This is a genomic window from Cellulomonas sp. ES6 (assembly GCF_030053835.1).
Lineage (GTDB): Bacteria > Actinomycetota > Actinomycetes > Actinomycetales > Cellulomonadaceae > Cellulomonas.
The window spans coordinates 403295-423268 of sequence record NZ_CP125655.1 but is presented as its reverse complement, the minus strand read 5'-3'; the positions used below and the strand labels follow the sequence as shown (position 1 = coordinate 423268).

Annotated in this window: 17 protein-coding genes; 12 read left to right on the top strand and 5 right to left on the bottom strand. The window is 74.5% G+C overall.

The features are described from left to right. The first annotated feature begins 2 nt into the window (after positions 1 to 2). Positions 3 to 1007, top strand: a complete 1005-nt coding sequence (locus tag P9841_RS02050) for a TerC/Alx family metal homeostasis membrane protein (protein WP_283320462.1) — start codon at positions 3 to 5, stop codon at positions 1005 to 1007. A gap of 40 nt (positions 1008 to 1047) precedes the next feature. On the opposite strand, the gene P9841_RS02045 is transcribed toward P9841_RS02050, so the two are convergent. Then, on the bottom strand, positions 1048 to 1344 hold the full coding sequence (locus P9841_RS02045; RefSeq protein WP_283320461.1) for a YciI family protein: 297 nt from the start codon (positions 1342 to 1344) through the stop codon (positions 1048 to 1050). 138 nt (positions 1345 to 1482) lie between these two features. Between P9841_RS02045 and P9841_RS02040 the strand changes: the two genes are divergently transcribed. Continuing rightward, on the top strand, positions 1483 to 2640 hold the full coding sequence (locus tag P9841_RS02040) for an acyl-CoA dehydrogenase family protein (RefSeq protein WP_283320460.1): 1158 nt from the start codon (positions 1483 to 1485) through the stop codon (positions 2638 to 2640). A 64-nt stretch (positions 2641 to 2704) separates the two neighbouring features. On the opposite strand, the gene P9841_RS02035 is transcribed toward P9841_RS02040, so the two are convergent. The 3 genes from P9841_RS02035 to P9841_RS02025 all read right to left on the bottom strand — a co-directional run bounded on the left by P9841_RS02035 (position 2705) and on the right by P9841_RS02025 (position 6790). Continuing rightward, positions 2705 to 3997, bottom strand: coding sequence for a DUF4190 domain-containing protein (locus tag P9841_RS02035; RefSeq protein WP_283320459.1), 1293 nt, complete (start codon positions 3995 to 3997; stop codon positions 2705 to 2707). A gap of 148 nt (positions 3998 to 4145) precedes the next feature. Further along, the gene (locus tag P9841_RS02030) at positions 4146 to 4871 is read right to left on the bottom strand and encodes an MBL fold metallo-hydrolase (RefSeq protein WP_283320458.1); all 726 of its coding nucleotides are present in this window, start codon (positions 4869 to 4871) and stop codon (positions 4146 to 4148) included. After that, entirely contained in the window at positions 4868 to 6790 is a 1923-nt protein-coding gene (locus P9841_RS02025) for a glycoside hydrolase family 15 protein (protein WP_283320457.1), read from the bottom strand. The genes P9841_RS02030 and P9841_RS02025 overlap by 4 nt, the downstream gene beginning before the upstream one ends. Before the next feature lie 100 nt (positions 6791 to 6890). Between P9841_RS02025 and uvrA the strand changes: the two genes are divergently transcribed. After that, positions 6891 to 9752 (top strand): excinuclease ABC subunit UvrA, encoded by a 2862-nt coding sequence (uvrA, locus tag P9841_RS02020; RefSeq protein ID WP_502848268.1) that lies wholly within the window; start codon positions 6891 to 6893, stop codon positions 9750 to 9752. Here uvrA and P9841_RS02015 read toward each other — a convergent pair. Continuing rightward, positions 9742 to 10272: an OsmC family protein gene (locus P9841_RS02015; RefSeq protein WP_283320455.1), complete on the bottom strand. Its 531-nt coding sequence runs from the start codon at positions 10270 to 10272 to the stop codon at positions 9742 to 9744. The genes uvrA and P9841_RS02015 overlap by 11 nt on opposite strands. A 173-nt stretch (positions 10273 to 10445) precedes the next feature. Between P9841_RS02015 and uvrC the strand changes: the two genes are divergently transcribed. The 9 genes from uvrC to P9841_RS01970 all read left to right on the top strand — a co-directional run bounded on the left by uvrC (position 10446) and on the right by P9841_RS01970 (position 19781). Beyond that, positions 10446 to 12605 (top strand): excinuclease ABC subunit UvrC, encoded by a 2160-nt coding sequence (uvrC, locus tag P9841_RS02010; RefSeq protein WP_283320454.1) that lies wholly within the window; start codon positions 10446 to 10448, stop codon positions 12603 to 12605. Then, a complete protein-coding gene (gene rapZ, locus P9841_RS02005) occupies positions 12602 to 13549 on the top strand; it encodes an RNase adapter RapZ (RefSeq protein ID WP_283320453.1) in 948 nt (315 codons plus the stop codon). The genes uvrC and rapZ overlap by 4 nt, the downstream gene beginning before the upstream one ends. Before the next feature lie 4 nt (positions 13550 to 13553). Beyond that, a complete protein-coding gene (locus P9841_RS02000) occupies positions 13554 to 14552 on the top strand; it encodes a gluconeogenesis factor YvcK family protein (RefSeq protein WP_283320452.1) in 999 nt (332 codons plus the stop codon). A gap of 69 nt (positions 14553 to 14621) precedes the next feature. Next, positions 14622 to 15602: a DNA-binding protein WhiA gene (whiA, locus tag P9841_RS01995; RefSeq protein WP_283320451.1), complete on the top strand. Its 981-nt coding sequence runs from the start codon at positions 14622 to 14624 to the stop codon at positions 15600 to 15602. 247 nt (positions 15603 to 15849) lie between these two features. Further along, on the top strand, positions 15850 to 16854 hold the full coding sequence (gene gap / locus P9841_RS01990; RefSeq protein ID WP_222172452.1) for a type I glyceraldehyde-3-phosphate dehydrogenase: 1005 nt from the start codon (positions 15850 to 15852) through the stop codon (positions 16852 to 16854). A gap of 148 nt (positions 16855 to 17002) precedes the next feature. Further along, positions 17003 to 18190: a phosphoglycerate kinase gene (locus P9841_RS01985; RefSeq protein WP_283320450.1), complete on the top strand. Its 1188-nt coding sequence runs from the start codon at positions 17003 to 17005 to the stop codon at positions 18188 to 18190. A 4-nt stretch (positions 18191 to 18194) separates the two neighbouring features. Beyond that, entirely contained in the window at positions 18195 to 18983 is a 789-nt protein-coding gene (gene tpiA, locus P9841_RS01980) for a triose-phosphate isomerase (RefSeq protein ID WP_283320449.1), read from the top strand. A gap of 188 nt (positions 18984 to 19171) precedes the next feature. Further along, positions 19172 to 19414 carry a preprotein translocase subunit SecG gene (gene secG, locus P9841_RS01975; protein WP_222172455.1) on the top strand — a complete coding sequence of 81 codons (243 nt, stop codon included), beginning with the start codon at positions 19172 to 19174 and terminating at the stop codon, positions 19412 to 19414. A 10-nt stretch (positions 19415 to 19424) separates the two neighbouring features. Further along, entirely contained in the window at positions 19425 to 19781 is a 357-nt protein-coding gene (locus P9841_RS01970; protein ID WP_222172456.1) for an RNA polymerase-binding protein RbpA, read from the top strand. Positions 19782 to 19974 lie beyond the last annotated feature (193 nt).

The following is a 19974-nucleotide window of genomic DNA, read 5'->3' as shown; positions in this document are numbered from 1 at the left end:
CGTTGGACGTCTCGCCGCTCGTCTGGTGCGTGTCGCTCGGCCTCGCCGCCGCCGTCCTGATCGTGGACGTCGCGGTGGTGGGCCGGCGGCCGCACATCCCGTCCACGGCCGAGTGCCTGCGCTACCTCGGGGTGTACGTGGGGCTGGCGGTGGCGTTCGCCGTCCTCGTGTGGGCCGTGTGGGGCGCCGACCCCGCCGGGGAGTTCGTCGCCGGGTGGCTGACGGAGTACTCGCTGTCGGTCGACAACCTGTTCGTGTTCCTGCTGATCATGTCCCGGTTCGCCGTGCCCCGGCAGTACCAGCAGACCGCGCTGCTCGTCGGGATCATCCTCGCCCTGGTGTTCCGGGGGATCTTCATCGGCATCGGGGCGGCGGCCATCGCGTCGTTCTCGTGGGTGTTCTACCTGTTCGGGGCGTTCCTGGTGTGGACGGCCGTCAAGGTCGCCCGGGAGGGCGTGGGCGACGAGGAGGAGGCGGAGGACTACCGGCCGCCGGCGCTCGTGCGCCTCGTGCAGCGCGTCCTCCCGACGAGCAGCGAGTACCACGGCGTGCGGCTCACGGCGAAGGTCGACGGCCGCCGGCACGTCACGCCGATGCTCCTGGTGCTCGTGGCGATCGGCGCGACCGACCTGCTGTTCGCCTTCGACTCGATCCCGGCGGTGTTCGGCCTCACGCAGGAGCCGTACCTGGTGCTCATGGCGAACGTGTTCGCCCTCATGGGGCTGCGCCAGCTCTACTTCCTGCTCGGCGGGCTGCTCACCCGGCTGCGGTACCTCAACATCGGCCTGGGGGTGCTGCTCGGGTTCATCGGCGTGAAGCTGGTGCTCCAGGCGCTGCACGAGAACGCGCTGCCGTTCGTGAACGGCGGGGAGCCGGTGCCGTGGGCGCCCGAGCTGCCGACGTGGGTCTCGCTGGCGGTCATCGTGGTGACGCTCGGGGTGACGGCCGTGACGAGCATCGCGGCCTCCCGGCGGGACGAGCGGCGCGAGGCCGTCCGGGCGGACTGACCCGGCGGCCCGCCGCGGCGGCCCGCGCCCGGGGAGGTGCTCAGCCCGCCAGGCCGGCCGCCCACGGCCCGATGACCGGGTTCCACACCCGGACCTCCACGTCGGCGATCACGCCGGCCGCCGCGAACGGGTCGTCGGCGAGCACGGCGTCCAGCGCGGCGCGGTCGGCGACGCGGAGCACGAGCAGCGCCCCCGGCGCGCCGTCCGTGAACGGGCCGGAGCCGAGCAGCTCCCCGCGGTCCGCGACCTGCTGGAGGTAGCCGCGGTGCCGCGGACGCACCTCGTCCTGGACGTCGGTGCGCGAGTCGTAGGTGTACCGGACGGCGAAGACGGTCATGGGGCCATCCTGCCCGAGCGCCCCACGGTCCGGGACCGGCGTCCACCCCGCGGCGCGGCCGTGCCACAGTGGGGCCATGAGCCGCACGTGGTGCCTCCCCGTCCCGAACGTCCCCGGCCGGCGAGCGGGTGGTGCGTGATGGTCGCGCGCAGCCTGCTGACGGACGCGCTGCTCGCCGGGGTGGCCGAGCGCGCCCCGGTCCACGACCGCCAGAACACGTTCCCGCACGAGGACCTCGCCGAGCTCCGCGCGGCCGGGTACCTCGCGGCGTTCGTCCCCGAGCGGCTCGGCGGCGCCGGCCTGACCCTCGAGGAGGTCGCCCGGGAGCAGACCCGTCTCGCGGCGGCCGCGCCGGCGACCGCCCTCGCCGTGAACATGCACCTGGTGGTCACCGGCATGGCGAAGGTGCTCGCCGACCGCGGCGACGACTCGCTCGCGTTCGTGCTGCGCGAGGCCGCGGCGGGGGAGGTGTTCGCGTTCGGGAACTCGGAGGCCGGCAACGACCTGGTGATGTTCGGCTCGCGGACCCGCGCGGAGCGCCAGCCGGACGGCGGCTACCGGTTCACCGGGACGAAGATCTTCACGTCCCTGGCGCCGGTGTGGACCCGGCTCGCCACGTTCGGGCTGGACGAGGCCCACCCCGAGGGCCCGCGCCTGGTGCACGCGGTCGTGGCGCGCGAGGACGGCGGCGTCGAGACCCGGGACGACTGGGACACCCTCGGGATGCGGGCGACGCAGTCCTGCACGACGGTGCTCGCCGGCGCGTACGCGGCTCCCGGCCGGGTCGTCCGCGCGCTCCCTCCGGGACCGAGCGCGGACCCGTACGTGTTCGCGCTGTTCGCGGTGTTCGAGATCCTGCTGGCCGCCGTGTACACGGGCATCGGGCGGCGGGCGCTGGAGCTCGCCGTCGCGGCGGCGCACCGCCGGACGTCGATGAAGCACGACGGTCGCAGCTACGCGCAGGACCCGGACATCCGGTGGCGCGTCGCCGACGCGGCCATCGCGCAGGACGGCATCGAGCCGCAGGTGTGGGCGCTCGCCCGGGACGTCGACGAGCGGGTGGACCACGGCTCGCTGTGGTTCGCCAAGGTCGTCGGCCTCAAGGTCCGGGCGACGGAGACGGCCCGCGAGGTCGTGGACCGGGCGGTGCGGGTGTCCGGCGGCGGCACGTACGTCAGCGGCGACGAGCTCGGGCGGCTGTACCGCGACGTGCTCGCCGGGATGTTCCACCCCTCCGACGACGAGTCGGCGCACGCGACCGTGGCCACCGCGTGGCTGGGGCCGGTCGAGCGCTGAGGTGCCGGACGGACGAGGGCCCGGGGCGTGACGCCCCGGGCCCTCGGTCACGGCCGTCCCGTCGTCAGGACGTCGCCATCAGGTCCTCGCAGATCGCGTAGGAGTCGGAGCGGTTGCCGCAGGTGCCCCCGAAGTCCTCGTACTCGGACCCGCTCGGTGCGGACCAGTAGAGGTCGTCGCACGCCCCGGCGTCGCCGGCCTCGCACGCGTCCCACAGGGCGTCGAGGTCCGGGTCGTCCCCGTACGACTTGGCCCCGTCGACCGTGCCGCCCGTACCGGTGTCGCACAGGTCGCCGCCGGTGGTCTCCCCGCCGCACGTGTCCCCGAACTCCTGGTAGTCGGTGCCCGAGCCGGACGAGAAGTACAGCTCGTCGCACGCGGCCATGTCGCCGCCGTCGCAGGCGTCCCACAGCGCGTCCAGGTCGGGGTCGTCGCCGTACGTGAACGCGCCGATGTCCGTGCAGCCGCCACCGCCCTGCGTCCGGCCGCCGCACGTCCAGCCGAAGTCCTCCTCGTCGGTGCCGACGTTCGACTCGTCGTACAGGTCGTCGCACGCCGCCATGTCGCCCGCCGCGCAGTCGGTGCGCAGGTCGTCCATGCGGGCGTCGTAGGAGCGGACCGCCACGAGCACGATGATCGCGATCGCGATCGCTCCGAGGATCTCCAGCGCGCCCAGGACGATGCCGGCGATGGCGAGCCCGCGGCCCTGCGTGCCGTTCTTCTTGGTGCGGTTCAGGCCGAGGATGCCCAGGACGATCGGCACGACGCCCATCATGAGCACGCCGGTGACGAGCGCCGCGATGGAGACGCCGTCCGTCCCGCGGGCCTGCGGTGCGGGGTACTGCCCGCCGCCGTACGGGGCCTGCGGGTAGCCGCCACCGGGGGGCGGCGGGTAGCCGCCCGCCCCCGGGCCGGCCGGGAACCCGCCTGCGGGCTGCGCGGGACCGGTCGGCTGCGGGTACCCGCCGTACCCGGGCTGGCCGGCCGGGCCGTACCCGGGCTGCGGTGCCGGGGGCTGCTCGCCGCCGGGCTGCGGGTACCCCGCCTGCGGCGAGCCGGGCTGCCCGTACCCGGGCGCGCCGTACCCGGGCGCGCCGTACGCAGGCGGGCCGTACCCGCCGTCGGGGCCGGAGCCCGGCTGCTCGGCGGCCGGATCCCCGGCGGGCGGAGTCCCGGGGGCGGAGGGCCAGGACGCCGTCGGGGCCTCGTAGCCGGAGGGGGCCGGTCCGGCGGCGGCGTCCGCCTCGTAGCCGGAGGGGGCGGGCGCCGCGGGGCGCTCGTCACCCGCCCCCGGTGCGGACCACGGGGACGGCTCGGGGCCCTCCTGGCCGGGCGTGGCGGTGCCGTCGTTCGACATGGGTGTCCCTCCGGTGCTGCTGACGATGCCGTCGGTCACTATCGCAGACCACGACGCGGCCGGGACGCCGGGTTCGTACCGATTGTGCACCGTGGTCCACGCTCCCGGCAGGGGGTCCGCGGGTCGGGCCGGGAACCGGCCGCCGCGCTCACCAGCCGCGTGCGCGCCAGGCCGCCAGGTGGGGACGCTCGGCGCCGAGCGTGGTGTCGCGCCCGTGGCCCGGGTACACCCACGTGTCGTCCCCGAAGCGGCCGAACACCCGCTGCTCCAGGTCCGTCATGAGCGCCGCGAACGCCGCCGGGTCCGCCGTGCGGCCGGGGCCGCCCGGGAAGAGCGAGTCCCCGGTGAGGAGGTGCACGCGGCCCGGCACCGCACCGTCCGCCCGCACCCGGTCCGGCTCCCGGTAGGCCAGCGCCACCGCGCCGGGCGTGTGCCCGCGCAGGGCCACCACCTCCAGTGCGACGGCTCCGACCGCCAGCACGTCGCCGTGCCGCAGCGGCCGCGGGGGCGTCGTGCCCGCCCCCGCGGCGACGGCGGCGGCGTCGTCCGCCCCGGCGGCGTGCGCCGCGCCCGTGGCGTCCAGCACGGCGGCGAGGGCCCCGAGGTGGTCGGCGTGACGGTGGGTCGTCACCACGAGGTCGAGCCGTCCCGCGGGCGAGCCGTCCCGCACGAGCGCGAGCAGCCGCCCGGGCTCCGCGGCCGCGTCCACGAGCAGCTGGGCGCCCGTGCGGCGGCAGACCAGCGTGTAGGCCGCGTTGTCCATCGGCCCGACCGACACCTTCCGCAGCACGACCTCGTCGAGCACCCGCACGTCCGCCGGCCCGCCGGTCACGACGTCGCCCGTGTAGCCGGACGCCGCCACGGGCCCGGTCACGGCCGGTCCGCCGTCCCGGACGGCTGCGCGGACGCGCCCCGGACGAGCGCCTCGTCCAGGCTGTGCGCGGCGCGGACGAGCGCGAGGTGCGACAGGGCCTGGGGGAGGTTGCCCATCATCCGCCCGGTCCCCGGGTCGAACTCCTCGGCGAGCAGCCCGAGGTCACCCGGCAGCGAGGTCAGCACGTCGAGGACCGCCGTCGCCCCCGCCACGTCCCCCTGCCGGGCGAGGGCGTCGGCGAGCCAGCCGGAGCAGGCGAGGAACGGGTGCTCGCCGCCGCGCAGGCCGTCGTCCGTGCGGTCCGTCCGGTACCGGTGCAGGAGGCCGGGTGCGACCTCGAGCTCGTCGCGGACGGCGGTGACCGTGGCGAGCAGCCGCGGGTCGTCGGGCGGCAGGAACCCGACCTGGACGAGCTGGAGCAGGGAGGCGTCCGTGTGCTCGGCGCCGTAGTGCTGCACGAACGTGCCGCGGCCGGCGTGCCACCCGTGGGCCAGCACGTCGGCGTGCACCGCGTCGCGCTCGCGCCGCCAGCGCTCCACCGGCCCCGGGAGCCCGTGCTCCTCGACGGCGCGGACCGCCCGGTCGAGCGCCGCCCACGCCATGACCTTGGAGTGCGTGAAGTGCCGCGGCGCGCCGCGCACCTCCCAGATCCCGGAGTCGGGCCGGCGCCACGCGCCGCACAGGTGGTCGACCAGGCGGACCTGGAGCGACCACGAGTCGGCGCTCTCCTCGACCCCCGCGGCCCGGGCGAGGTGCAGTGCGCACATCACCTCCCCGAGCACGTCGTTCTGCACCTGCCCGACGGCCGCGTTGCCCACGCGCACGGGACGCGAGCCGGCGTAGCCCGGCAGGTGGTCGAGCGTCCGCTCGGGCAGATCCCGCGAGCCGTCCACCCCGTACATGATCTGCACGTCCTCGGGGTCGCCCGCGACGGCGCGCAGCAGCCACTGCCGCCACGCCTGGGCCTCGGAGCGGTACCCGTGCTCGAGCAGGGCCTCGAGCGTCATCGCGGCGTCGCGCAGCCAGCAGTACCGGTAGTCCCAGTTGCGCTCGCCGCCCAGGTCCTCCGGCAGGGACGTCGTCGCGGCGGCCACGATGCCGCCGGTCTGCGCGTCGGTCAGCAGGCGCAGCACGAGCAGGGACCGGACCACCGCGGCCCGGTAGCGCCCCTCGTACCGGGCGGCGCGCGCCCACGCACCCCAGCGGTGCTCGGTCGCCTCGACGCGGTGCTCGAGGCGGGGCGCGCGCGGCACGGGCAGCCACGACGGCGCCCACGTGAGCGACAGCTCGAGGCTCTCGCCCTCGGACATGTCCACCTCGTCGACGTGCGCGCGGTGGCCGCCCGCCGTGCGCTGCGGCCGGGGCAGCCGGTCGCCGCGCAGCAGCAGGCTGTCGGGGCCCGCCACCGCCTGGACGGCCTCGCGCCCGTCGGGGTCGGTGACGCGGTGCACCCACGGCGTGACCGCCCCGTAGCCGTAGCGGACCACCCACTCGTGGCGCACCCGCACGGTGCCCTCCGTCACGGTCAGGTGGCGCACCAGGTCGCACCGGCCGTCTCCCAGCGGCATCGCGTCGAGCAGCACCGCCGTCCCCGTCGGCGTCCGGAACGTCGTCTCGAGGACGAACGAGTCGCCGAGGTAGCGGCGCCGCACCGACGTCGCGTCCGGTGCCGTGAGCAGCCAGCGCCCGTGCTCCGGGCCGCCGAGCAGCGCCGCGAACCCGGCGGGGGAGTCGAACCGCGGGGCGCACCACCAGTCGACCGACCCGGATCGGGAGACCAGCGCCGCGGTGCGGCCGTCGCCCAGGACGGCGTACTCCGCGAGGGGGGTCGCCGGGTCCGGCGGCGCGGCGGGGGCGAGGGGGGCCCGGGGTGTCGGCTCGGGCGTGGCGTCGGTCACGGCGGGGGGCTGCGCGGGCACCGCCCCATCATGCGGCGACCTGCGACGTCGCGCGAGCACGCTGCCGCACGCCGTTCGAACACATGTGCGGTTGTCGGAGGTCCGCCGTAGCATGGCGCGCGTGAACGATCGACTGGTGGTCCAGGGGGCCCGCGAGCACAACCTGCGCAACGTCGACCTGGACCTCCCGCGCGACAGGCTCATCGTCTTCACCGGGCTGTCGGGGTCGGGCAAGTCGTCGCTGGCGTTCGACACGATCTTCGCGGAGGGCCAGCGGCGGTACGTCGAGTCGCTGTCCGCGTACGCCCGGCAGTTCCTCGGGCAGATGGACAAGCCCGACGTCGACTTCATCGAGGGGCTCTCGCCCGCGGTGTCGATCGACCAGAAGTCGACCAACCGCAACCCGCGGTCGACCGTCGGCACCATCACCGAGGTCTACGACTACCTGCGCCTGCTGTTCGCGCGCGCCGGGACGCAGCACTGCCCGGTCTGCGGGGAGCGGGTGACCGCCCAGACCCCGCAGCAGATCGTCGACCGGCTGCTCGAGCTGCCCGAGGGCACGCGGTACCAGATCCTGGCGCCGGTGGTCCGCGGCCGCAAGGGCGAGTACGCGGACCTGTTCAAGGAGCTGCAGGCGAAGGGCTTCGCCCGTGCGCGCGTGGACGGCGAGGTGGTCCAGCTCGCGTCGCCGCCGACGCTCGAGAAGAAGCTCAAGCACGACATCGAGGTGGTGGTCGACCGCCTCGTCGCCCGCGAGGGCGTGCAGCGCCGGCTGACCGACTCCGTGGAGACGGCCCTCGGGCTCGCCGGCGGGCTGCTCGTGGCCGAGATGGTGGACCTCGACGCGGACGACCCGGAGCGCGAGCGGCGGTTCTCCGAGAACCGCGCCTGCCCCAACGACCACCAGCTCACGCTGGAGGAGATCGAGCCGCGGACGTTCTCCTTCAACGCGCCGTACGGCGCGTGCCCGGAGTGCACCGGCATCGGCTCGCGCCTGGAGGTCGACCCGGAGCTCGTGGTCCCGGACGAGGACCTCTCGCTGCGCGACGGGGCGGTGGCCCCGTGGGCGCAGATCTCCTCGGAGTACTTCGAGCGGGTGCTCTCCGCGCTGGCGGACGACCTCGGGTTCTCGATGGACAAGCCGTGGCGCGCCCTGCCGGAGCGTGCGCGCAAGGCCGTGCTGTACGGCGAGAACCACCAGGTGCACGTGAAGTACCGCAACCGCTGGGGGCGCGAGCGGCAGTACTCCACCGGCTTCGAGGGCGTCGTGACGTTCCTGGAGCGCCGCCACTCCGAGACCGAGTCGGAGTGGAGCAAGGAGAAGTACGAGGCCTTCATGCGGGAGGTGCCGTGCCCCGTGTGCGAGGGCGCGCGCCTCAAGCCCGAGGTGCTCGCGGTGCTCGTCGGCGGCAAGTCCATCGCCGACGTCTGCGCCCTGCCGATCCGGGAGGCGAAGGGGTTCCTCGACGCCCTCGAGCTCGGGGTGCGCGAGCGGCAGATCGCCGAGCAGGTGCTCAAGGAGATCCAGGCGCGGCTCGGCTTCCTGCTCGACGTCGGCCTCGACTACCTCTCGCTCATGCGCGCCGCCGCCACGCTGTCCGGCGGCGAGGCGCAGCGCATCCGGCTGGCCACCCAGATCGGCTCCGGCCTGGTGGGCGTGCTGTACGTCCTGGACGAGCCGTCGATCGGCCTGCACCAGCGGGACAACCGCCGCCTCATCGACACGCTCACCCGGCTGCGCGACCTCGGCAACACGCTCATCGTGGTCGAGCACGACGAGGACACCATCCGCACCGCGGACTGGATCGTCGACGTCGGCCCGGGCGCGGGGGAGCACGGCGGCCGCGTCGTGCACTCGGGCGACCTGAAGGGCCTGCTCGCGTCGCGCGAGTCGGTCACGGGGGCGTACCTGTCCGGCCGGCGGTCGATCCCGATGCCCGCCACGCGCCGGAAGGTGGACAAGAAGCGCCAGGTGACCGTGCACGGCGCGCGCGAGCACAACCTGCAGAACGTCGACGTGACGTTCCCGCTCGGGACGCTCACGGCGGTGACCGGCGTGTCCGGCTCCGGCAAGTCGACGCTGGTCAACTCGATCCTCTACACCGTCATGGCCAACGAGCTGAACGGCGCGCGCCGGGTGGCCGGGCGCCACAAGCGCGTGTCCGGTCTCGAGCACCTCGACAAGGTCGTGCACGTCGACCAGGGCCCGATCGGCCGCACGCCGCGGTCGAACCCCGCGACGTACACCGGCGTCTGGGACCGGATCCGCAAGCTGTTCGCCGAGACCACCGAGGCGAAGGTGCGCGGCTACACGGCCGGGCGGTTCTCGTTCAACGTCAAGGGCGGCCGCTGCGAGGCGTGCTCCGGGGACGGCACCCTCAAGATCGAGATGAACTTCCTCCCGGACGTGTACGTCCCGTGCGAGGTCTGCCACGGCGCCCGGTACAACCGCGAGACGCTCGAGGTGCACTTCAAGGGCAAGACCGTCGCCGACGTGCTCGACATGCCGATCGAGGAGGCCGCGGAGTTCTTCGCCGCGGTGCCGGCGATCAGCCGCCACCTGAGCACGCTGGTCGACGTCGGGCTCGGCTACGTCCGCCTCGGCCAGCCGGCGCCCACCCTGTCCGGCGGCGAGGCGCAGCGCGTCAAGCTCGCGACCGAGCTCCAGCGCCGGTCGACCGGTCGCACCGCGTACGTCCTGGACGAGCCGACGACCGGCCTGCACTTCGAGGACATCCGCAAGCTGCTGGGCGTGCTGCAGGGCCTCGTCGACAAGGGCAACTCGGTGATCGTCATCGAGCACAACCTCGACGTCATCAAGAACGCCGACTGGATCATCGACATGGGCCCCGAGGGCGGGTCCGGCGGCGGCACGGTCGTCGCCGAGGGCACCCCGGAGCACGTGGCGACCGTGCCGGCCAGCCACACCGGCCGGTTCCTGGCCGAGGTGCTCGAGCCGGCGCGCGAGGCCGTCAGCGCGTGACGTCCGCGGCGCCGGCGGCCTCCAGGACCGCCGGCGCCGGGTCCGTGCGCACCGGGAAGCTCACGGACCGCGCGATGAAGCAGTGCTCGTGCGCGCGCCGGTGCAGGTCCGCGAGCTGCGCGTCCAGGCCGGACGGGTCCTCGTCCGCGGGCACGGCGCCCCCGGGCCGGATCGTCACCTGCGGCCGCAGCACCACCTCGGTGAACTGGCCGTGCCCGGCCGCCTCCACGCGCATCGTGCCGCCGGCGCGGTCCGTGTAGGCGACCACGACGACGCCGGCCGCCGACGCCAGGTGCAGGAACCACAGCATGTGGCACTGCGCGAGCGCCGCGACCAGCAGCTCCTCGGGGTTGTGGCGGGCGGGGTCGCCGCGGAACGCCGGGTCCGACGAGCCGAGGATCGGCGCCTTGCCGTCGACCCGCACCTCGTGGTCGCGCGCGTAGGCGCCGTACCCCGTGGTGCCGGTCGCGCCGGCCCCCGTCCAGACGACGTCGGCGGTGTATGTGTGCAGCAGGCCCATGCCTCAGCGTAGGCGAGAGCCCCGGCGCCTCCGCCACCAGGTGACGCCCGCCACCGCCGCCACCACGGCGCTGCAGCCGGCCCGCAGCAGGTCCCGGGCCGGCGCGGGGGTGGCACCCCGCGGGGTCCGGCCGGGGGCGGTTCGTGTCGGTGGGCCGAACTAGGCTGCTGCATATGGCTGATCCCGCGACCTACCGCCCCGCCCCGGGCGAGATCCCGGACTCGCCGGGCGTCTACCGGTTCCGCGACGAGCACGGCCGGGTCATCTACGTGGGCAAGGCCAAGAGCCTGCGGCAGCGGCTGAACAGCTACTTCCAGGACGTCGCCGGCCTGCACCCCCGCACGCAGCAGATGGTCACCACGGCCGCGTCGGTGCAGTGGACCGTCGTCGGCACGGAGGTCGAGGCGCTCGCGCTGGAGTACTCCTGGATCAAGGAGTTCGACCCCCGGTTCAACGTGAAGTACCGCGACGACAAGTCGTACCCGTACCTGGCGGTCACGCTCGCGGACCAGTTCCCCCGGGTGCAGGTGATGCGGGGCGCGAAGCGGCCCGGCACCCGGTACTTCGGCCCGTACGCGCACGCGTGGGCGATCCGGGAGACGGTCGACCTGCTGCTGCGCGTGTTCCCGGTGCGGACCTGCTCGGCGGGCGTGTTCAAGCGCGCGCACCAGCAGGGCCGCCCGTGCCTGCTGGGGTACATCGAGAAGTGCTCGGCGCCGTGCGTCGGACGGATCTCGCAGGAGGACCACCACGTGCTGGCGGAGGAGTTCGCCGACTTCATGGCGGGCGACACCGCGCGGTTCACGCGGCGGCTCACCGCGCGGATGAAGGAGGCCGCGGCGGACCTCGACTTCGAGCGCGCCGCGCGCCTGCGCGACGACATCGCGGCGCTCGAGCGGGCGACCGAGAAGAACGCCGTCGTGCTGTCGGACGGCACCGACGCGGACATCTTCGCGCTCGCCGGCGACGAGCTCGAGGCCGCGGTGCAGGTGTTCCACGTGCGGGACGGGCGGATCCGCGGTCAGCGCGGCTGGGTGGTCGAGAAGGTCGAGGACGTCACCGACGCCGAGCTCGTCGAGCACCTGCTCCAGCAGGTCTACGGCGACGCGCCGGGCGGCGAGGCGGGCGCGACCGCGGGCGCCGTCCCGCGCGAGGTGCTCGTCCCGGTGCTGCCGCCGGACCTCGACCAGGTGCAGGCCTGGCTGTCCGGCCTGCGCGGGTCGCGGGTGCACGTGCGGGTGCCGCAGCGCGGGGAGAAGCACGAGCTCGCGGGCACCGTCCGGAAGAACGCCGAGCACGCCCTCGCCCTGCACCGCACCCGCCGCGCGGGCGACCTCACCACCCGGAGCCAGGCGCTGCGGGAGATCCAGGAGGCGCTGGGCCTGGAGTCCGCGCCGCTGCGCATTGAGTGCTACGACGTCTCGCACAACCAGGGCACCTACCAGGTGGCGTCGATGGTCGTGTTCGAGGACGGCCTCGCGCGCAAGCCCGAGTACCGGCAGTTCAGCATCCGCGGCCCGGAGGGCGACGGCGCGCGCGACGACACCGCGGCGATGCACGAGGTCATCACGCGGCGGTTCCGGCGCTACCTGGCGGAGCGCGAGCAGTCCGGCGACCTCGAGCTGGGGCTGGGGGAGGACCAGGTCGCGGAGGCGCTGGCCGACACGGACGCCGGGCCCGTGCGCTCGGGCCCGGTCGACGCGACCACCGGCCGGCCGCAGCGGTTCGCGTACCCCCCGAACCTGGTCGTGGTCGACGGCGGTCCGCCGCAGGTCGCCGCGGCCGCGGCGGCGCTGGCCGAGCTCGGCATCGACGACGTCGCGCTCTGCGGCCTGGCGAAGCGGCTCGAGGAGGTGTGGCTGCCGGGGGAGGAGTACCCGGTGATCCTCCAGCGGTCCTCCGAGGGGCTGTACCTGCTGCAGCGGGTCCGCGACGAGGCCCATCGGTTCGCCATCAACGCGCACCGCAAGAAGCGCAGCAAGGGCATGACGACGTCGGCGCTGGACGACGTGCCGGGTCTCGGGCCCGCCCGGTCGGCCGCGCTGCTCAAGCACTTCGGGTCCCTCAAGCGGCTGCGGGCGGCGAGCGTCGAGGAGATCGCGTCCGTCCCGGGGATGGGCGCGCGCACCGCCGCCGCCGTCGTGGCCGCGCTCGGTGGGGCGGCACCGTCCGGACCGGGCGCCGTCGCGCAGGCGGAGGCGGGGGCCGGGCGCGGTGCCACCCCGGAGGGTGCCGCCGCCGACGGCGCCGCGCCCGATGCCGCCGACGGCGCCGCGCCGCAGGTGCCCGCCCCCGCTGCCGGGACCGACCCGGCTGGCATGCTGGGGTCATGAGCGACGAGACCTCGCCGATCACGGTCCCCAGCGGCATCCCGGCCATCGAGGCGGCGGCGGAGGCGCCGCGCGTCCGCCAGCCCCACCTGCTGATCATCACCGGCATGTCCGGCGCCGGGCGCACCCGCGCCGGCGCCGTCCTCGAGGACATGGGCTGGTACGTCGTGGACAACCTGCCCGCGCAGATGCTGACGCACCTCGTGGGGATGCTCACGCACGGCGGGCCGCCGAGCGCGGACCTGCGCCTCGCGGCGGTCGTCGACGTGCGGGGCCGGGAGTTCTTCGCCGACCTGCTGGCCGTGCTCGCGCAGCTGCGGGAGTCCGGCGTGGACTACCGGATCCTGTTCCTCGACGCCTCCGACGAGGTGCTGGTGCGGCGGTACGAGCAGGTCCGCCGGCCGCACCCGCTGCAGGGCGAGGGGCGCATCCTCGACGGCATCGCCGCCGAGCGGACCCTGCTGTCGGACATCCGCGAGCGGGCGGACGTGCTCATCGACTCGTCGGAGACGAACGTCCACGAGCTCGGCCGCATCGTGCGGTCCGCCGTGACGTCCGGCGAGCAGGACGACGTGCTGCGGGTCAACGTGGTCTCGTTCGGCTTCAAGTACGGCATCCCGCTCGACGCCGACCACGTGGTGGACGTGCGGTTCCTCGCGAACCCGTACTGGATCACCGAGCTGCGCCACCTGTCCGGCCGGGACGCCCCGGTGCGGGACTACGTGCTGGGCCTGCCGGGCGCGCGCGAGTTCGTGGAGCGCTACGTCGACGCGCTCGAGCCCGTCCTCGCGGGGTACCTGGCGGAAGAGAAGCGGTACGTCACCGTCGCGGTCGGCTGCACGGGCGGCAAGCACCGCTCGGTCGCGATCAGCGAGGCCATCGCGGAGCGGCTGCGCGCGCGGGGGCAGCGGGTGACCGTCGCCGCGCGCGACCTCGGCAAGGAGTGAGCCGGTGAGCCCCGTCCGCGACGGGCAGCCGGCCTTCGTCGCGCTCGGCGGGGGCCACGGCCTGTCCGCGACGCTGTCGGCGCTGCGCCGCGTCACCGACCGGCTGACCGCCGTGGTCACGGTGGCCGACGACGGCGGCTCGTCGGGCCGGCTGCGCGACGAGCTCGGCGTGCTCCCGCCCGGGGACCTGCGCATGGCGCTGTCGGCGCTGTGCGACGACTCCGACTGGGGCCGCACGTGGCGCGACGTCCTGCAGCACCGGTTCACGTCCAGCGGCGACCTGGACCGGCACGCGGTCGGCAACCTGCTGATCGTCGCGCTCTGGGAGCTGCTGGGCGACACCGTGGACGGCCTGGACTGGGTGGGGCGGCTGCTCGGCGCCCGCGGGCGGGTCCTGCCGATGGCGGCGGTGCCGCTGGAGATCGAGGCCGACGTCGAGCGCCCGGACGGGTCCGTGGGCGTGGTGCGCGGCCAGAGCCACGTCGCGTCCTCCCGGGACCGCATCACGCACGTGCGGCTGCTCCCGGAGGAGCCCCCGGCGCTGCCGGAGGCGGTCACGGCCGTCGACGAGGCCGACTGGGTCGTCCTCGGGCCGGGGTCCTGGTACACCTCGGTCATCCCGCACCTGCTCGTGCCCGACCTCGCGGCGGCGCTGCACCGGACGCCCGCCCGGCGCATCCTCGTGCTGAACCTCAGCCCCGACGCCGAGACCGCGGGCATGGGGCCGTGCGAGCACCTGGACGCGCTGCGGCAGCACGCGCCGGACCTGCGGGTGGACGCCGTCATCGCGGACCCGGGCTCGGTCGACGACGTCGACGAGCTGGAGGAGCGCACCCGCGCGGCCGGCGGGCGGCTGCTCATGCGGCAGGTGCGGCGGGGCGATGGCACGCCGCGCCACGACGCCCTGCGCCTGGCCGCGGCGATCAGCGACGTGGTGGAGGGGTACCTCGGCGACGTGGGCGCCGCGCGCCGCCGCACGCCGCCCCCGGCGACCCGGCCGTGACCCGGTCGTGAGCGAGGGCACCTCCCGGTCCGGGCGTCCCGGCGCGCCCGGGATGGCAGGATGGCCCGCATGGCTCTGACGGCACAGGTGAAGGACGAGCTTGCGCGGCTCCAGGTCGACAAGACGTCCTGCCGGAAGGCGGAGGTGTCGGCCACGCTGCGGTTCGCGGGCGGTCTGCACATCATCTCGGGGCGCATCGTCATCGAGGCCGAGCTGGACACCGGCGCGGCCGCACGTCGCCTGCGGGCGGCCATCTCCGAGGTCTACGGGCACACGTCGGACGTCATCGTCGTGCAGGGCGGTGGCCTGCGCCGCGGCAACCGGTACGTCGTGCGGGTGGTCAAGGACGGGGAGTCGCTCGCCCGCCAGACCGGCCTGCTGGACAACCGCGGACGGCCGGTCCGCGGGCTGCCCCCGCAGATCGTCGCGGCGGGCGCCCAGGAGGCGGAGGCGGCGTGGCGCGGTGCGTTCCTCGCGCACGGCTCGCTCACGGAGCCCGGCCGGTCCTCGGCCCTCGAGGTCACGTGCCCCGGCCCGGAGGCCGCGCTGGCCCTCGTCGGCGCGGCGCGCCGGCTGCAGATCCCCGCCAAGGCGCGCGAGGTCCGGGGCATCGACCGGGTCGTGATCCGGGACGGGGACGCGATCGCCGCGATGCTGGCCCGGCTCGGCGCCCACGACACGCTGCTGGTGTGGGAGGAGCGGCGGGTCCGGCGCGAGGTCCGGGGCACCGCGAACCGGCTCGCCAACTTCGACGACGCGAACCTGCGGCGCTCCGCGCGGGCGGCGGTGGCCGCCGGGGCCCGGGTCGAGCGGGCGTTCGAGATCCTCGGGGCCGACGTCCCGGAGCACCTGCGGGAGGCCGGCGAGCTGCGGCTGGCGCACAAGGAGGCGTCGCTGGAGGAGCTCGGCAAGCTCGCGGACCCGGTGCTGACCAAGGACGCCGTCGCCGGCCGGATCCGCCGCCTGCTGGCGACGGCCGACAAGCGGGCGTCCGACCTCGGGATCCCGGACACCGAGTCGGGTCTGAGCCCCGACCTGCTGGATCTCTGACCCCCACCGTCCGGGGCGCGCGGGAGCCGCGGACCGGGGCCGCGGGAACCACGCCCGCGCGACGGCACCGGCAGACCTAGGTCCCTGCGCCCGTGCGCGCGCGGGTATAGGCTCTTACCCATCCGGAGGCCTCGCGCGGGTCAAGTTCGTGTGACCACGGGGTTTCCGGGCGGCGCACACCGGCGTGCGCAGTCCATCACCGCAACAGTGTGTGCCGGCGCTTGCCGGCGCGTGCCGAGGAGGGCAAGTGACCATCAAGGTCGGCATCAACGGCTTCGGCCGCATCGGGCGCAACTTCTACCGTGCCATCGTGGCGTCGGGCGCCGACATCGAGATCGTCGGCGTCAACGACCTGACGGACAACAAGACGCTGGCTCACCTGCTCAAGTACGACACCGTGCTGGGCCGCTTCCCGCAGAGCGTCGACTTCGACGACGAGAACCTCATCGTCGACGGCAAGAAGATCCGCGCCCTCGCGGAGCGCGAGCCGGCGAACCTCCCGTGGGCCGAGCTGGGCGCCGACATCGTCATCGAGTCGACCGGCTTCTTCACGGACGCCACCAAGGCCAAGGCGCACATCGAGGCCGGCGCCAAGAAGGTCATCATCTCCGCCCCGGCGAAGAACGAGGACGGCACCTTCGTCGTCGGCGTGAACCACACCGACTACGACCCGGCGACGCAGCACATCATCTCGAACGCGTCCTGCACCACGAACTGCCTCGCCCCGGTGGCGAAGGCGCTCAACGACGCGATCGGCATCGAGCGTGGCCTCATGACCACGATCCACGCCTACACGGGTGACCAGAACCTGCAGGACGGCCCGCACCGCGACCTGCGTCGCGCCCGCGCCGCCGCGCAGAACATCGTCCCGACCACGACCGGCGCCGCCAAGGCCGTCGCGCTCGTGCTGCCGGAGCTCAAGGGCAAGCTGGACGGCTTCGCGCTCCGCGTGCCGACCATCACCGGCTCCGCCACCGACCTGACCTTCACCGCCTCGCGCGAGGTCACGGTCGAGGAGGTCAACGCCGCGGTCAAGGCCGCCGCCGAGGGCCCGCTCAAGGGGACGCTGGAGTACACCGAGGACGAGATCGTCTCCTCGGACATCGTCACCAACCCGCACCAGAGCATCTTCGACGCGAAGCTCACCAAGGTGATCGGCGACCAGGTCAAGATCATCGCCTGGTACGACAACGAGTGGGGCTACAGCTCGTCGCTCGTCAAGCTCACCGAGTACGTCGGCGCGCGTCTCTGACGTCAGCCCCGCACCGGTAGCAACGGTCATGCGTCCGCGTACGCCCGGGTCCTACGGCCCCGGCGTACGCGGACGCTGCTGTGACCGGGCCCTGCCGGCCCCCCTCGGTCGCCGCGCCGCGGTGGCCTCCCCAGCAAGGTAGGAGAGCATGAAGACCATCGAGGACCTCGGCGACCTGCGCGGCAAGCGCGTGCTCGTCCGCTCCGACTTCAACGTGCCGCTCGACGGCACGACCATCACCGACGACGGCCGCATCCGCGCCGCGCTCCCGACCCTGACCACCCTGCTGGACGCGGGCGCCCGGGTCGTCGTGACCGCGCACCTCGGCCGCCCGAAGGGCGAGCCGGACCCGAAGTACTCGCTGGCGCCCGTCGCGGCCCGCCTGGGCGAGCTGCTCGGCCGGCCCGTCGCGCTCGCCGAGGACGTCGTGGGCGACTCCGCCAAGGCCACCGTCGCGGCGCTCGAGGACGGCCAGATCGCCCTGCTCGAGAACATCCGCTTCGACGCCCGCGAGACCTCGAAGGACGACGCCGTCCGCGGCGAGCTCGCCGACGAGCTGGCCCAGCTGGCCGACGCGTTCGTCTCCGACGGCTTCGGCGTCGTGCACCGCAAGCAGGCGTCGGTCTACGACGTCGCGCTGCGCCTGCCGCACGCCGCGGGCACGCTCGTCCTCACCGAGGTCGAGGCGCTGCGCAAGGCCGTCGAGGACCCGGAGCGCCCCTACGTCGTCGTGCTCGGCGGCGCGAAGGTCTCCGACAAGCTCGGCGTCATCGGCAACCTCATCACCAAGGCCGACAAGCTCCTCATCGGCGGCGGCATGATGTTCACCTTCCTCAAGGCCCAGGGCCACGAGGTCGGCTCCTCACTGCTCGAGGAGGACCAGGTCGAGACCGTCAAGGGCTACCTCGCCCAGGCCCAGGAGGCCGGCGTCGAGATCGTCCTGCCCGTCGACACCCTGGTCGCGCCCGAGTTCGGCTCGGACGACTTCGAGGTCGTCGCCGTCGACGCGATCCCCGCCGACAAGATGGGCCTCGACATCGGCCCGAAGTCCGGCGAGCTGTTCCGCGACGCGATCCTCGGCGCCAGGACGATCGCCTGGAACGGCCCGATGGGCGTGTTCGAGCGCGCGGCCTACGCCGGCGGCACCAAGGCCGTCGCGCAGGCGCTCGTCGACACCGAGGGCTTCTCCATCGTCGGCGGCGGCGACTCGGCCGCGGCCGTGCGCCTGCTCGGCTTCGACGAGGCGGGCTTCGGCCACATCTCGACCGGCGGCGGCGCGTCGCTGGAGCTCCTGGAGGGCAAGACCCTCCCCGGCATCGCGGTCCTGGAGGACTGAACCCATGGCACGCACCCCCCTGATCGCGGGCAACTGGAAGCTCAACCTCGACCACCACGAGGCCGTGCACCTGGTGCAGAAGCTCGCGTGGACCCTCAAGGACGCCAAGCACGACTTCTCCGACGTCGAGGTCGCGGTCCTGCCGTCGTTCACCAACATCCGCTCCGTGCAGACGCTGGTCGACGCCGACAAGCTCGACATCCGCTACGGCGCGCAGGACGTGTCGCAGCACGCGTCCGGCGCGTACACCGGTGAGGTCTCCGCCGCGCAGCTCGCGAAGCTCGGCGTGACCTACGTGGCCGTCGGCCACTCGGAGCGGCGCGAGTACCACGCCGAGTCCGACGCGACCGTGGCCGCGAAGGCCGTCGCCGCGTTCGGGGCGGGCCTCGTCCCGATCGTCTGCGTCGGCGAGGGCCTCGACATCCGCAAGGCCGGCGAGCACGTGCCCTACACGCTGGCGCAGCTCGAGGGCTCGCTCGCGGGCGTCACCGAGGAGCAGGCGAAGACGGTCGTCATCGCCTACGAGCCGGTGTGGGCCATCGGCACCGGCGAGGTCGCCACCCCGGAGGACGCGCAGGAGGTCTGCGAGGCCATCCGCGGCAAGCTCGCCGAGCTGTACTCCGCCGAGGTCGCCGACGCCGTGCGCGTGCTGTACGGCGGCTCCGTGAAGTCGGGCAACGCCGCGCAGATCATCGGCAAGCCCGACGTGGACGGCGCCCTCGTGGGCGGCGCCTCGCTGGACGCCGAGGAGTTCGCGAAGATCGCCCGGTTCAAGGCGCACGCCGGCGCCTGAGCCACCCGGTGGCGGGGCGGACGGGGTCGTCACCCCGTCCGCCCCGGCACCGACCGGGGGACACACCCCCGGCCCGGCACCGCGTCGCTGGATTCCCCGGCTGCGCGTCGCCTACCCTGGACCGCGGTCCACACCCGACCAGGCCGTCCCGCGGCCCGGCATCCCGAGCAAGGAAGTCAGACACCGTCGTGACAGCCCTCACCATCGCCCTCCAGGTCCTCCTGGTGGTCACGAGCCTGCTGCTCGTCCCGCTCGTCCTGCTGCACAAGGGCAAGGGCGGTGGCCTGTCGGACATGTTCGGCGGCGGCATCACGTCCAGCGCCGGCAGCTCGGGCGTCGCGGAGCGGAACCTGAACCGCATCACCGTGGGCGTCAGCCTGGTGTGGGCGGTCGCCATCGTGCTGCTCGGCCTCGTCGAGCGCGTGAGCTGAGGGGGCGGACATGGCGAGCGGAAGCGCGATCCGGGGGTCCCGCGTCGGTGCGGGCCCCATGGGCGAGGCCGAGCGCGGCGACGCCGCCCCTCGGATCTGGATCTCCTACTGGTGCGCGAACGGCCACGAGACGCGGCCCTCGTTCGCCGAGGAGGCCGCCGAGGAGGCACCCGAGACCTGGGACTGCCCGCGCTGCGGGTTCCCCGCCGGGCAGGACCAGGCGAACCCGCCGTCGCCCGTCCGGAACGAGCCGTACAAGACGCACCTCGCGTACGTGAAGGAGCGCCGGTCCGCCGAGGACGGCGAGGCGATCCTCGACGAGGCCCTCGCCGCCCTGCGCGCGCGGCGCGGCGGCCGGCTGCGCTGAGGCAGCCGGCACCGCACGACCGAGGAGAACGGCCCCGCAGCGTGATGCTGCGGGGCCGTTCCCGTCCACGGCGCGGGGAGGCGCCCTGCTGACCGGGCACGGCGCCCGGTCCAGCGGGGCGCCCGGTGACCCGGCGCGGCGCCCGGTCCTTGCGAGATCGTCACTTCCGGCCGAGGTCGTCCCGTGGAGCTGA

Coding starts and splice junctions, on each gene's coding strand:
- P9841_RS02045 (WP_283320461.1), bottom strand. CDS start 1,344: ATGACCGTCTTCGCCGTCCGGTACACCTACGACTCGCGCACCGACGTC.
- P9841_RS02040 (WP_283320460.1), top strand. CDS start 1,483: ATGGTCGCGCGCAGCCTGCTGACGGACGCGCTGCTCGCCGGGGTGGCC.
- P9841_RS02035 (WP_283320459.1), bottom strand. CDS start 3,997: ATGTCGAACGACGGCACCGCCACGCCCGGCCAGGAGGGCCCCGAGCCG.
- P9841_RS02015 (WP_283320455.1), bottom strand. CDS start 10,272: ATGGGCCTGCTGCACACATACACCGCCGACGTCGTCTGGACGGGGGCC.
- uvrC (WP_283320454.1), top strand. CDS start 10,446: ATGGCTGATCCCGCGACCTACCGCCCCGCCCCGGGCGAGATCCCGGAC.
- rapZ (WP_283320453.1), top strand. CDS start 12,602: ATGAGCGACGAGACCTCGCCGATCACGGTCCCCAGCGGCATCCCGGCC.
- whiA (WP_283320451.1), top strand. CDS start 14,622: ATGGCTCTGACGGCACAGGTGAAGGACGAGCTTGCGCGGCTCCAGGTC.
- P9841_RS01985 (WP_283320450.1), top strand. CDS start 17,003: ATGAAGACCATCGAGGACCTCGGCGACCTGCGCGGCAAGCGCGTGCTC.
- tpiA (WP_283320449.1), top strand. CDS start 18,195: ATGGCACGCACCCCCCTGATCGCGGGCAACTGGAAGCTCAACCTCGAC.
- P9841_RS01970 (WP_222172456.1), top strand. CDS start 19,425: ATGGCGAGCGGAAGCGCGATCCGGGGGTCCCGCGTCGGTGCGGGCCCC.